Origin of the sequence: Peribacillus sp. NPDC096448, assembly GCF_044762675.1 — a bacterium.
Lineage (GTDB): Bacteria > Bacillota > Bacilli > Bacillales > DSM-1321 > Peribacillus > Peribacillus frigoritolerans_B.
In genome coordinates, this window is record NZ_JBIWEU010000006.1 from 199,009 (window position 1) to 212,236 (window position 13,228).

General features: G+C 42.4%; 13 protein-coding genes. 7 read left to right on the top strand and 6 right to left on the bottom strand.

Annotated elements, in window-relative coordinates; all coding sequences use genetic code 11:
* Positions 1-87 precede the first annotated feature (87 nt).
* Positions 88-441, bottom strand: coding sequence for a helix-turn-helix domain-containing protein (locus ACIQ0C_RS12765; RefSeq protein WP_402836174.1), 354 nt, complete (start codon positions 439-441; stop codon positions 88-90).
* Positions 442-580: 139 nt separating this feature from the next.
* Positions 581-1,924 carry a sodium-dependent transporter gene (locus ACIQ0C_RS12770; RefSeq protein WP_402836176.1) on the bottom strand — a complete coding sequence of 448 codons (1,344 nt, stop codon included), beginning with the start codon at positions 1,922-1,924 and terminating at the stop codon, positions 581-583.
* Between the two features lie 343 nt (positions 1,925-2,267).
* Between ACIQ0C_RS12770 and yugI the strand changes: the two genes are divergently transcribed.
* Positions 2,268-2,672, top strand: coding sequence for a S1 domain-containing post-transcriptional regulator GSP13 (gene yugI / locus ACIQ0C_RS12775; protein WP_034310304.1), 405 nt, complete (start codon positions 2,268-2,270; stop codon positions 2,670-2,672).
* A gap of 137 nt (positions 2,673-2,809) precedes the next feature.
* Here the strand turns inward: yugI and ACIQ0C_RS12780 are convergent, their stop codons facing one another.
* The gene (locus ACIQ0C_RS12780) at positions 2,810-3,043 is read right to left on the bottom strand and encodes a DUF378 domain-containing protein (RefSeq protein WP_034310308.1); all 234 of its coding nucleotides are present in this window, start codon (positions 3,041-3,043) and stop codon (positions 2,810-2,812) included.
* 203 nt (positions 3,044-3,246) lie between these two features.
* On the opposite strand from ACIQ0C_RS12780, the gene ACIQ0C_RS12785 reads away from it, so the two are divergent.
* The 3 genes from ACIQ0C_RS12785 to ACIQ0C_RS12795 all read left to right on the top strand — a co-directional run bounded on the left by ACIQ0C_RS12785 (position 3,247) and on the right by ACIQ0C_RS12795 (position 6,526).
* Positions 3,247-4,410 (top strand): iron-containing alcohol dehydrogenase, encoded by a 1,164-nt coding sequence (locus ACIQ0C_RS12785; protein ID WP_403060353.1) that lies wholly within the window; start codon positions 3,247-3,249, stop codon positions 4,408-4,410.
* A gap of 147 nt (positions 4,411-4,557) precedes the next feature.
* Entirely contained in the window at positions 4,558-5,904 is a 1,347-nt protein-coding gene (locus tag ACIQ0C_RS12790; RefSeq protein WP_403060356.1) for a glucose-6-phosphate isomerase, read from the top strand.
* A 217-nt stretch (positions 5,905-6,121) separates the two neighbouring features.
* Positions 6,122-6,526 carry a YugN-like family protein gene (locus ACIQ0C_RS12795; RefSeq protein ID WP_402836182.1) on the top strand — a complete coding sequence of 135 codons (405 nt, stop codon included), beginning with the start codon at positions 6,122-6,124 and terminating at the stop codon, positions 6,524-6,526.
* Here ACIQ0C_RS12795 and ACIQ0C_RS12800 read toward each other — a convergent pair.
* On the bottom strand, positions 6,523-7,515 hold the full coding sequence (locus ACIQ0C_RS12800) for a potassium channel family protein (protein ID WP_402836183.1): 993 nt from the start codon (positions 7,513-7,515) through the stop codon (positions 6,523-6,525). The two genes, ACIQ0C_RS12795 and ACIQ0C_RS12800, sit on opposite strands and share 4 nt — an antisense overlap.
* Positions 7,516-7,759: 244 nt before the next feature.
* The gene (locus ACIQ0C_RS12805) at positions 7,760-9,046 is read right to left on the bottom strand and encodes a glycoside hydrolase family 18 protein (protein WP_402836185.1); all 1,287 of its coding nucleotides are present in this window, start codon (positions 9,044-9,046) and stop codon (positions 7,760-7,762) included.
* Between the two features lie 165 nt (positions 9,047-9,211).
* On the opposite strand from ACIQ0C_RS12805, the gene ACIQ0C_RS12810 reads away from it, so the two are divergent.
* Positions 9,212-9,421 carry an alpha/beta-type small acid-soluble spore protein gene (locus ACIQ0C_RS12810; RefSeq protein WP_034310322.1) on the top strand — a complete coding sequence of 70 codons (210 nt, stop codon included), beginning with the start codon at positions 9,212-9,214 and terminating at the stop codon, positions 9,419-9,421.
* A gap of 60 nt (positions 9,422-9,481) precedes the next feature.
* Here ACIQ0C_RS12810 and ACIQ0C_RS12815 read toward each other — a convergent pair whose 3' ends face one another.
* Positions 9,482-10,225, bottom strand: a complete 744-nt coding sequence (locus ACIQ0C_RS12815) for a glycerophosphodiester phosphodiesterase (protein WP_403060360.1) — start codon at positions 10,223-10,225, stop codon at positions 9,482-9,484.
* Between the two features lie 153 nt (positions 10,226-10,378).
* Between ACIQ0C_RS12815 and ACIQ0C_RS12820 the strand changes: the two genes are divergently transcribed.
* Both ACIQ0C_RS12820 and ACIQ0C_RS12825 read left to right on the top strand, forming a co-directional pair.
* A complete protein-coding gene (locus ACIQ0C_RS12820; RefSeq protein WP_403060363.1) occupies positions 10,379-11,206 on the top strand; it encodes an undecaprenyl-diphosphate phosphatase in 828 nt (275 codons plus the stop codon).
* Between the two features lie 376 nt (positions 11,207-11,582).
* Positions 11,583-12,905, top strand: coding sequence for an APC family permease (locus ACIQ0C_RS12825; RefSeq protein WP_403060366.1), 1,323 nt, complete (start codon positions 11,583-11,585; stop codon positions 12,903-12,905).
* Positions 12,906-13,228 lie beyond the last annotated feature (323 nt).

Here is a 13,228-nt window from a genome sequence, read left to right on the forward strand (position 1 = left end):
AATCTAATGGATTAACATAGAAAGTGTTAATCATAGTATATCCAGTACCTAGAAAAAAAATACACATACTACGACCCATTTTTTAAATTAAGCTTGTGTATTATATAAAGTATGCATAACTTTCAGAATTTGTTCTTCGCTAAAGTCCTTAGCTGTTCTTAGAATGAGCTCCGCTTTTTTGGTTCCGATTTCTTCAATCAATTTTTTTATTTCCTCGTCGATACCAGCGGCGTTACCGGCCTGGGCATCCTTCAGGAATTCTGAAGCCGGTATGTCAAGAACGGTGGAAAGCCGTAAAATGGTTTGTGTATCAGGAACCGATTCACCCGATTCATACTTTTCGATTTTCTTCGTGCCGATTCGTAATTTCAAAGCCAGTTCCTGTTGAGTGAGGTTATTATCTTCTCGGTATTGCCGGATATTCTTCGCGATATTTGACATGGTCAGACACTCCTTTTTCAGGAAATATATTTTTATTATGTAATTATTTTACCATATTATTACTTAAGGGAAGTAACGGAATATGTAGGTTTTGTGAAAAAATGCCGCATCGAGAAATCTCGAAACGGCACGTTGAATGTTAAATGAGATTAGTTGACTTAAGGAAAACGAGTATGATCATGATCGGCACGATGTAGCGAATCAGGAAGTACCAAAGTTTAAAAAGTGATCGGCCGGGATCAGCGCCAGTTTCGAATTCCTTTTGTACCTCGAGCCTTTTCATTTGATAGCCGATGAAAAGGGATATGAACAAGGCGCCGACTGGCAGCGCGATATTGCTTGTCAGATAATCAGCGAAATCGAATATGGATAAATTGAAAATCTTCACATCCGAAAGCACCCCAAAGGATAATGCGCTTGGAATCCCAATCAGGAAAACGGTGATACCAGCTATCCAAGAAGCCTTCTTCCGTTTTGCGGCATCACCCTTGATCATGGCTGCAACGACGATTTCGAGAATGGAGAATGCCGTCGTAAGGGTGGCAAATAATAATAATATGAAGAAAATGAACATGAAGATCCCGCCAAGCGCCATTTCATTGAAGACGGCAGGCAACACGACAAATACCAGTCCAGGACCGCTTGAAGGGCTGAAACCCAGTGCGAAAACAGCCGGGAAGATGACCAAACCTGCCAGCAAGGAAATGAAGATATTCAGTCCAACTACCGAAAGTGCCGATTTTGTAATATCTTCTTTTTTACTTAGATAGGATGCGTAGGTTACCATCACGGAAACACCTACACTCAGTGCAAAGAAGGATTGGCCCAATGCCAATAGGATCGTTTCCCCTGTTAATGCGGAAAAGTCCGGTTTCAAGAAGAATTTAACACCTTCCATCGCTCCATCCAGAGTCAATGATCGGATAAGAAGAATGATGAAAAGTATGAACAATGAAGGCATCATATATTTATTCGCCTTTTCAATTCCCTTGGAAACGCCTCCTTGCACGACCCAAATGGTAAAGACCATGAATAATAACTGAGCGATGACCGTTTCATAAGGATTACTGATTATCGTATTGAAGAAGTTCCCATATTCTTCTTGCGTCAAGTTTGAGAGGGAACCTGTAAAGCTTCTTGCTAAATAGGAGATGATCCAGCCTCCAACAACACTGAAGAAGGAAAGAAGAATGATTGAAGCGACGACACCGCCATATCCAATCAATGCCCAAGGCTTTCCAGGGGCGATATTTTTATATGCGCTAATGGCATCTTTCTGTGCATTGCGGCCAATCGTGAATTCCGCTATTAATATCGGTGCCCCGATAAGCAGGGTGAATATAATGAAGAGCAGGAAGAAGACCCCTCCACCATTTTCCCCAGTCATATATGGGAGCTTCCAGATGGCGCCCAATCCAATAGCGGATCCCGCGGCTGCCAGGATGAACCCAAGTTTTGAAGTCCATTGATCTTGTTTTGACATGATGGAAAAACTCCTTTAGATGTAAAGATTATCTAGCTGTATATTATTTTTTTAAAACATTTTCTCATCTTACTATGATTATGGGGAATTGGATAGGTTTAATATTATAATCTTTAGAAAAATGAGTAAATATCTTAAGGGAAATAGAGGTTATTTGCAAATTTTTAGGTTAAGTTATATACAAAGATCTTATAATATTTATTATTTCCAAAAAACAAACATTTTTAATGAGTAAAATCCTAAAAAGTATGGTATACTTAACTTTGATTATTTTCCAATTATGTGATATAATTTTTTATTGCGTGAAAAGACGAAAAAATATATATAAAATAGGAGTGTTACCATGTCTGAAAAATTCGAAATTGGTGCGGTAGTTGCTGGTAAAGTTACTGGTATTCAACCATACGGTGCATTTGTTGCTCTAGATGAATCAACTCAAGGTTTAGTTCATATTTCTGAAATCACTCACGGCTTCGTTAAAGATATCAACGAACATTTAAAAGTGGGCGATGAAGTGAAAGTTAAAGTTCTTTCCATCGATTCAGCTGCTGGAAAAATCGGCTTATCGATCCGCGCTACAGAAGAAGCTCCTGAGCGTACTGAAGCTCCGAAAAAAGCTCCGAAAAAACGCCAAGCATCTGTTAAAGCGACATCTCACATCGAATCTACTGAAGGTTTCAACACATTGAAAGACAAACTTCAAGAGTGGATTGAACAATCTCAACGCGAAGACTTAATCAAAAAATAATATTTTAGAACCGGCAGATCCTACGATCAGCCGGTTTTTTTTGTCCAGGGGCATATGAATGAAATAAAGCCGGGTCATGTGTTTATCCATGGTCCGGCTTTCTTTTATAGAACATAACATTATCCATGGTCAAGATCTCAACGAGTCGGTTTGGTTTCAGGCTCCCTGGAAATTTCAGGACTTGGTTTAAAGAGGAGACCAAGATTAATGAGACCGGCAATTCCAACCAATCCATAAACGATACGGGCCATTCCAGCATCTTGCCCTCCGAAAATCGAAGCTACCAAGTCAAATTGGAAAAAACCTATTAATCCCCAGTTGATTGCCCCGATTATTGTAAGAACAAGTGCAATTCTTTGTATTCCACTCATTGTACAGCCTCCTTTTTTTGAAAAAATCAGTTCTTTACTTATCATGCTTTTTCATCATGTAAATATACATCCACTCAAAAGTTCCGGGCGGATATTTTGTATTTAAATGGAACATTGGTCATAATGAATAAAAGAAAAACTAGCACTTGGCTCTGTCGATAATTCAAAAACGGAGTCAATGTGGCATTAAAGGAGAGATACCATTGGAGAATTTCACATATAAAAATCCTACTAAAGTAATTTTCGGGAAAGGTCAGCTTGAAAGCTTAAAAACTGAAATTCCCGCCTATGGCGATAAAGTTTTACTTGTATACGGTGGAGGAAGCATAAAGAAAAATGGCTTATATGGAAAAGTGGTCAATGCCTTGAAAGAGATCGATGCAGAGGTGCACGAGCTTTCCGGAGTTGAACCGAATCCACGCATCTCAACAGTCCGGAAAGGTGTTGACCTTTGTAAAGAACATGGTATCGACTTTGTCCTTGCGGTTGGAGGAGGAAGCGTTATAGATGCTACAAAGGCCATCGTTGCTGGTGCTAAATATGAGGGGGACCCATGGGATCTTGTCATTAAGAAGGCCCCAGTCGAAGAGGCCCTTCCATTCGGAACGGTACTGACCTTAGCTGCAACAGGCTCTGAAGCGAATTCCGGATCTGTCATAACAAACTGGGAAACGAAAGAGAAATACGGATGGGGAAGTCCATTGGTATTCCCGCAATTCTCCATTTTGGATCCTGAAAATACTTTTTCAGTACCAAAAGACCAAACGGTATACGGAATGGTCGATATGATGTCACATGTGTTCGAAACGTACTTCCACCCGGAAACGCATGCACCTCTGCAAGACCGTTTTTGTGAATCGCTGTTATCGACGGTAATTGAAACGGCACCTAAACTATTGGAAGACCTGGAGGATTATGAGCATCGGGCCACTATCCTGTATGCCGGAAACCTGGCCTTGAATGGGTCGCTTGGGGTTGGTTACAGCGGTGATTGGGCTACGCATAACATTGAACATGCCGTTTCAGCTGTTTATGACATCCCGCATGCAGGAGGATTGGCCATCTTATTCCCAAATTGGATGAAGCATGTGCTCCATGAAAATGTAGCACGCTTTAAACAAGTTGCAGTCCGTGTATTCCATGTAGATCCGGAAGGTAAAACGGATGAGGAAGCGGCCCTTGAAGGCATTGAAAGACTTAGGTCATTTTGGAGCAGCTTAGGGGCGCCGACCAATCTTTCGGATTATGGCATCGATGACTCACAATTGGAAGTCATGGCTGATAAAGCGATGAGCAGAGGGGAATTTGGACGATTCAAAGTCCTTAACCGTGAAGATGTCCTTGCCATTTTACGGGCTTCATTATAAACAAGTGATATGATCCGCTCTCCCGCCTTCCCTGGTGGGAGATTGCTTTATATGTATAATTCGTTATTTACTTGATCGATTTCTTGATTATGAGAATTACATCAGATAAAGTGAAAGGGAAACTAAAGAATTCAAGGAGGAATTTGAATGGCCCATATTCGTTTCGATTATTCAAAAGCCCTGCCGTTTTTCGGGGAGCATGAGATTACCTATTTACAGGATGCTGTAAAAGTGGCACACCATTCCCTGCATGAGCAGACAGGGGCAGGCAATGAATATCTTGGCTGGCTTGATTTACCCGCCAATTATGATAAAGAAGAGTTCTCAAGAATCAAAAAAGCGGCCGCGAAAATAAAAGAAGACTCAGAAGTGCTGCTGGTTATCGGAATCGGTGGATCATATCTGGGAGCACGGGCAGCGGTTGAGATGCTTCAACATAGTTTTTATAACATTCTACCTTCGGATAAAAGGAAAGCACCGCAAATTTTATTTGTCGGTAATAATATAAGCTCTACATATATGCAGGACGTGATGGACCTATTGGAAAATAGGGATTTCTCGATCAACGTCATCTCTAAATCCGGTACGACCACGGAGCCTGCACTGGCCTTCAGGATTTTCAGGAAACTGCTTGAACAAAAATACGGCGTTGAAGAAGCTAAGAGCCGCATTTATGCTACGACTGATAAAGAGAAGGGCGCTTTAAAAACGGTAGCAACGGAGGAAGGTTTCCAAACTTTCGTCATTCCTGATGATGTTGGCGGACGTTACTCGGTCTTAACGGCTGTAGGGCTGCTTCCTATTGCTGTCAGCGGGGCGGATATCGATCAAATCATGGAGGGGGCCGAGCGTGCCAGGGTCGACTTCAGTTCTTCCGAGCTAGGTGAAAATCAGGCATACCAATATGCGGCGGTTCGGAATATCCTTTACAATAAAGGGAAAACGATTGAAATGCTGATTAACTATGAGCCTGGACTTCAATACTTCTCTGAGTGGTGGAAGCAATTATTTGGAGAAAGTGAAGGAAAAGATCAAAAAGGGATATTCCCTTCATCGGCTAACTTCTCGACTGACCTGCATTCATTAGGGCAGTATGTTCAGGAAGGACGGCGTGATCTTTTTGAAACAGTCATCAAAGTGGAAAAGGCCCGTCATGAGATCTTGATTGAAGAAGCGGCCAATGACTTGGACGGCCTGAATTACCTATCAGGTGAAACGGTGCAATTCGTGAATAATAAAGCGTTTGAGGGTACGCTGTTAGCCCATACGGACGGTGGCGTTCCCAACCTGATCGTAACGGTTCCTCAGTTGGATGCTTATACTTTTGGCTACCTTGTATATTTCTTCGAGAAAGCTTGTGCAATGAGCGGTTACTTACTGGGTGTAAATCCATTTGATCAGCCTGGAGTGGAAGCCTATAAGGTGAACATGTTTGCTCTTTTAGGCAAGCCGGGTTATGAAAAGAAAAAAGCGGAGCTCGAAAAGCGCTTATAATAAAGGGCATCAAGCTGGGATAACATCCGGCTTGATGCCTTTTTTTGTTGAAAGCCAAAGAGTGCCATCAGGGAAACGGCGAAAACTTCACAAAAGTGTAAGGATGGCTTGGAAGCAAAGTTCCTTATGCCTTTCGGGGGAACAATGGAGTCATTCCAGGTTTTTTTTTGGCGCTTTGGTTAAGCTAATAGAAAATTAGCGAAAGAGGTTTTATACAATGATTAAAATTTCTTCTCAGTTGGAAGGGAAAACATTCGGTTTGTTCGATCTGGAGACGAAGTTAAAACCGGAAGGATATGTGATAGGCGGAGGATGGGATTATGACCACGGGTCTTTTGATTATAAGATTGACGGCAGTGATGGCTACCAATTCTTACGGGTCCCTTTCAAGGCTGTTGATGGTTCACTCGATATGGATGGGGTAATGGTCGAACTTTTACAGCCGTTTCTGTTATCTCATAAGTATGAGGACGGGATTGATGATGAAGGAAATATCGGAAACCTCTCCGCTTCCTTCAATCAGTTTGCCGAGCCTGAAAATCCGGATGCCGAATTTCCGGAAAACTATATCTCATTAGGAAAAACGCTTGTCCGTGATTTGGAAAAGCTTTTATTACATTAATCCTCAATGATGAGCAGGGTGTCATCACGATGGATGATTACATCTCCGGGGGGCTTGATCAATGTCTTGCCTCCTGAAATGATGCCGACCAATAAAATGTCTTGATCGAATAGCTTAACGTTCAGCTGTTTGAACGTCAATTCCACCCAGTCATCCTGGATGGGCAGCTGTTTGAGGCTCAATCCATTCCGCTCATTTTGTTCTCTGGCTTCCGTTATGATCCCCTTCGATAAGCAATCCTGCATATATTCACTCGCGAATTTATTCGTTTCGACTATACCGTCCGCCCCAGCCCGTAAAGCATTTTCCTTTTGTTCATGCGTCAATATTTCCACAAGGCAATACACATGCGGATTCAGCCCTTTGACGGCCAGTAACGTCAATATCGAGAACATATCCGTTTGCAGCTCGTCTTGCTTAAGGTCAGCCGTAATAAGGACGCGTATGGCTTGTTTAATATTGGCTTTCTGCAAAACGGAATCCAATGTAGCTTTTCCTTGGATAAAGTGGATATTCGTTCTGGGAAGCGGGTGCTTTTGCAGTGTATCATCGATAAGGACAATGGATTGATGGTGTTTACGATCATGGATGTTTTGGATGATTCTTTTAGAACGGCCATTCCAGCCGACAATGATAATATGGCCGCCGCCGCCGAATACTTTCTTACCTGTTAGAAATTGCTGTTCATTGGATATGGAAATTTTAGCGATGTACGCAAAATAAGAGGTAATCAGGCCGGCGCCTGACAAAATGAGGACCATCCCAATGATTTTGCCAAGATTGGTCACTGGAGTGAAATCTCCATAACCGACCGTTGACATGGTCACGATTGCCCACCAGATGCCATCAAGTAAGGTGGGGAATCTTTCCGGCTCCACAATGTGGATCAAGACCCCGAATGAAAGTAAAAATAAGGCGATGATGGAAAGCAATCTGATGAAACGTGGAAATCTGGGAACGGTACTGATGTATGGACCGATTCGAATCATGTTTTTCACACCCTTTGAGCTGTTCCTTATAGTATGGTCAAAAAAGGCTTGGCTCATAAGGGTGCGGAAAGACAAACTTTGAATGATATATATCGGCATATTGCCTGATCGAATTACGGTAAATGATAAAAGCCCTCCGGAAGATGTCGGAAGGCTTCTAGTGCTGAGTCACGTATCCTGAATGGACTTCATGCTCGATGATTGATTATATGCCCGTTTCAGCTTCGGTATTCCTTGATCTTTTCTAAACCCTTCTCCGCACGTTGAAGTTATCACTGATGAGCAGCCAGTTTTGAGGGAAGGCTAAGCCGAGCTTCCAATAACTCATTCCCCTTAAGTTCAATTCTTTGAGTAAATCGAATTTTGCCTGAATCGATCTGGCATCTTCAAACCACACCTCATGCTGCCTATCCTCAATATCGGTATAATTGAAGTGCGGGGCCTGTGCGGTTTCATCATACTCGATGGCAACATCATTGTCCGCCGCAATCTGGATGGCCTGCTGCGGACTCACGGCCCTGGCAGTGGATCCCTGTACAAAAGGCAGGGTCCAATCATAGCCATATAGGTTTTGCCCCATCAGGATCTTGTTGGAAGGAATATCGGTGACGGCATATTCGAGGACATCCCGAACAGGTCCGATAGGTGACACTGCCATTGGGGGTCCGCCGCTATATCCCCACTCATATGTCATGATGATGACGAAGTCGACGATTTCACCATGTGCTTTATAGTCATGGGCCTCATACCAACGGCCTTTTTGCTCAGCACTTGTTTTAGGGGCCAGTGCCGTGGAAATGAACCATCCTTCCTTCTTGAAGCGATCCCTGGCTTTTCGAAGAAATTGATTATAGGCTTCTCTGTCGGCCGGCCGTAAATACTCAAAGTCAAAGTGGATATCCCGGAAACCATATTTCTTTGCCGTTGTAACGATATTGTTCAGGAACTTATTCTGAACGGAAGTATTCGTTAAGATGATTCGTCCGAGTTCATCGCTGAATTGGTCATTTTCCTGATTCGTGATCACCATCATCAGGACATTTTTATTTTCCCTGGCGATGGCAGGGAATTCATTGAGTAATGGCTCTTTTAAGGAGCCGTCTCGAAGCGCCTGGAAGCTGAAAGGGGCTAAGTAGGTTAAATAGGGCGCAGCTTCCCTGGCAGCCGTTTCAAGGGCCGGTGCAACCGTCGTACCCCTCGGCTCGACATAGCCGTTGAATTCGGCTGTCCTTTTCCTCCGAGCCGGAATATAGAGCCGGTATCCAACTGATAGGATTTGATTTTCAGAAATGCCATTTATATTTGCCAATTCTTGAACTGGGACATCAACCCTTTGGGAAATGGAATAAAGACTATCACCCGGTTGTACGAAATAATAACTGCCGACGATTGGAATGACAAGGGCCTGCCCCGAAACAAGATTATTTGGGTTAGGGATCTTATTTGATTCAACGAGCCTGTCAACGGTTACGCTGTACGTCTGGGCGATGCCATATAACGTCTGGCCTGGCCTAACCACATGTATTTGCAATTCTTTTCCCTCCTACTGAAAGTTTCCTAACAGTTTATGAGCATAAAAAGAAATTCATGATAAAGAGCTTAGGATTGAGGGAAACGCAATCAAAAAAATTCAATAAATTGGCAATAATAATTTAAGCTTAAAATGCTAATTAATATTAGTAGGAGGTGAAAACACATGGCAAACAACAATAACAGCAATCAACTTTTAGTATCTGGTGCAGAACAAGCTCTACAACAAATGAAGAATGAAATCGCTAGTGAATTTGGTGTAAACCTAGGTGCTGACACTACTTCTCGCGCTAACGGATCTGTTGGTGGGGAAATCACAAAACGTTTGGTTCAAATGGCTGAACAACAACTAGGCGGTTCAAACTTTTCTCGTTAATTAATTGAATAAATATGGATTTGAAAGAGAAGGAGCATCGCTTCTTCTCTTTCGCATTGTTCAGCCATGTGACTGCCAAGCTTTTAAAATCTTGAGTGCCTTTTCAGGGAAATCGGTCATGATGACGTCGACTCCCAACCCTGCCAGCCTGACGATGTCGGCTTCATCATTGGCGACCCAAGGCCGGATTTTATATCCAAGTTTTTTCGCTTTTTCTTTAACTGCTGGAGTCAGGCTGTTTTTATCTGGATGGAAACCCGATTCTTTTTTATCACGTAAGATTTCTTCGAAGTTTTCAGGAAGCCCCTCGAACAATAATGCCCTTTCAAGGTCTGGGGCAAGCATCTTCACTTTTTCAATGGATTGATGGTTGAAGGAAGAGAGGATCACCCGGTTTTCCATTCCATAATGACGAATTGAATCAATGATCTTCTGTTCAATTCCTTCATAAGCGAGTTTATCCGTTTTGATTTCGATATTCATCAATAAAGCATTTCCCTTAGCCCAGTCGAAAACGTCCATTAAAAAAGGAATCCGCTCCCCAAGGAATTCATTGGAAAATTTGCTCCCAGCATCAGCCGTTTTCAGATTTTGTGCCGAATGATCTTTTACATAACCAGTGAGGGTGGTCGTTCGATCAAGTGTTTCGTCATGGATGATGACCAATTCCCCGTCAGAACTGAGATGGACATCGAACTCGATCCCCTCGGCCCCGATTTCTGCCGCCTTTTGAAATGCTGCCATGGTATTTTCAGGATGCGTCCCCTTGGACCCCCTATGAGCGAAAATCAGTATGTTTTGCAAAATCATCACTTCCCCTTTAAACTTTATCTTGAACCCTATCATACATGTACGCTTGAATTGTTTCAGCAATGTTTAATAGACAATATTTTAAACAACGAGTAAAATACATATGATATTTCCATAAATAGGTGTTCGAAATATGAGGTGAATAAAATGAATATGTGGGAAATTTTTGTTGCAGTTATCCTTGGTCTTGTAGAAGGATTAACTGAATTTGCTCCTGTATCGTCTACAGGGCATATGATTATCGTTGATGATTTATGGCTGAATTCGAAAGAACTTTTCGGGAGTGAAGTGGCCAATGCCTTCAAGGTGGTCATTCAGCTTGGTTCGATACTCGCCGTTGTCGTGCTTTTCTGGGGGCGATTCATGGACTTGCTTGGTTTAAGGAAAATGAAAGACACATCCGCTGTGAACGGCCAAAAGCTTAACCTATTGCAGATCATTGTCGGATTGTTGCCGGCGGGCGTTTTAGGTCTATTATTCGAAGATTATATTGATGATCATTTATTTACGATGAAGACGGTTATCGTCGGGTTGTTCTTGGGCGCATTTTTGATGATTGCTGCAGATAAATTCCGTCCAAAGCTGACTGCAGAGACGGTTGACCAAATCACTTATAAACAAGCCTTCGGTGTAGGGTTAATCCAATGTTTGTCACTATGGCCGGGATTCTCGCGTTCAGGCTCGACCATTTCCGGTGGAGTACTTTTGGGTATGAGCTACCGGGCGGCTTCCGATTTCACGTTCATCATGGCCGTGCCGATCATGGCTGGTGCCAGTTTGTTGAAAATCGTGAAATACTGGGAAAGCTTCACACCTGAAGTTCTGCCGTTCTTTATTGCAGGTTTCATCAGTGCATTTATCTTTGCGTTATTCTGTATCCGCTTTTTCTTGATTTTAATCAATAAAGTTAAATTGACTCCTTTTGCCATTTACCGGATCGTCTTGGCGGTTGTGCTTCTATTCATTATTTGGTAATACGAAATGAAGCTTGAAAGAGGAATGGAACCACCCCGTTGATTCGGGGTGGTTTTTTTTGTGTGTCCGAAAACAAGCAGGATTCCCATAAAATTCATGACGAATGATATTCGGTTTTTAAAGTTTTTAATTCGTTATTATTGATTAAAATGCCAATAAATCTATTTATAATAAAAAAATATTCGGTTTTTAGTACAATTCCAGACATAATTAGTAAAAAAAATATAAATGTAATAAAGCTGCCTGAGCGTAATGATACCAACGTGTTTGGGTATTTTTTTTAATATTCAAATGATTACATAAACTATTTCTGTATAATTTATATGATATAATTTTAGTATAAATAAAGTACATGTGTACACCTGGGGAGGACAACATGGGAAATGACCAATTGAAGAAAACGATTGGCTTTTGGGTTGGAACATCTATTGTAGTTGGTACAGTTATCGGTTCTGGTATTTTCATGAGACCTGGTGACGTGCTTGAATTGAGCGGTAATTCAACCATGGCCTTGTTAGCTTGGCTGATAGGGGGTCTGATTACCCTTGCAAGCGGGTTGACGATTGCCGAAGTGAGTACACGGATTCCTAAAACGGGCGGCTTATATGTCTATATGGAAGAAGTGTACGGTAAAGCATGGGGATTCCTATGCGGCTGGGTTCAGACATTGGTATATGGACCTGCAGTCATGGGCGCACTCAGTTTATACTTCGGGTTATTAGTTGCAGGAATATTTAAGATCGCTTCAGGCTACTCTTTGGCGATTGGGATTCTTACGATTGTATTCATAGCAGGCATGAATCTGTTGGGGACAAAATACGGCGGTATCATCCAAACCTTATCGACCGTTGCCAAATTGATCCCCATCATTTTCATAGCGGTGTTCGGTATCGCACAAGGTGATATGCCTGTATTCAATATCAATAGTGAAAGTTCAATGAAAATCAGTATGGCCGGTGCGATTTTGGCCACGCTCTGGGCGTACGATGGCTGGATGAATGTCGGCTTCATGGCAGGGGAAATGAAAAACCCGCAGAAAACGCTGCCGCGGGCAATCATAACGGGATTGGTCGTGGTCATGGTCGCTTACTTGGCTGTGAATCTTGCCATGCTTCATGTATTGGGGGCGGAGGGAATCATAGCCCATGGTACGAATGCAGCGAATGTTGCAGCAACGATGCTATTCGGTGAATTGGGCGGGAAATTGATATCAATCGGAATTGCGATTTCAATCTTCGGTTGCTTGAACGGAAAGCTTTTGACCTTTCCGCGCATTACCTTGGCGATGGCGACTGATAAAATGATGCCAGGCCATAAACAAATCGGAAAGATATCGCCCAAGTTCAAAACGCCTATAAATGCGACGGTATTGCAAGTGATCATTGCAATCATCATGATGGTTGCAACAGACCCTGACAAACTTACCAATATGGCTGTATTCTCTGTCTTCTGTTTTTATGGATTAGCCTTCTATGCGGTCTTCATATTGCGCAGAAAAGATCCGGATGCGAAAACTTATAAAGTGCCGTTTTACCCAATCATCCCCATCGTGGCGATTGCTGGTGCAATATACATTGTTTTAAGCACATTAATCCAAACACCTTTAAATGCCCTGTACTCGGTGATCATCCTCATTATCGGTATGCCAGTGTACTGGCTCCTTAAAAAAAGTGAGCAGGATGGTAAACGTTCATATTAAATCAAACCCTTCACTGAGTACAGTGAAGGGTTTGATTTTGTCCAGAAAAGGGGGGACGGAAAGGTCTCATCTCAAACCATGTTTACGATTAGGTTATCCTTAATGGTTTTTTCCTGTAACCCTTATTGGATTGAAGAAATTTGCGACACTCCTGCCGAATAACTGGCTTGCCGAAACCCCACAGGCGCTTGCTTTGATTCGGCTTGACAGACAGTCGGCGGAATGGGAGCGGATTTCTGAAATCAACTGGAATGTTTTTTTTAGAAAAACTGCAGGCTTTGCTTTTCTTCAATTTGTCAACAGTCTGAAATCCTTTCACTACA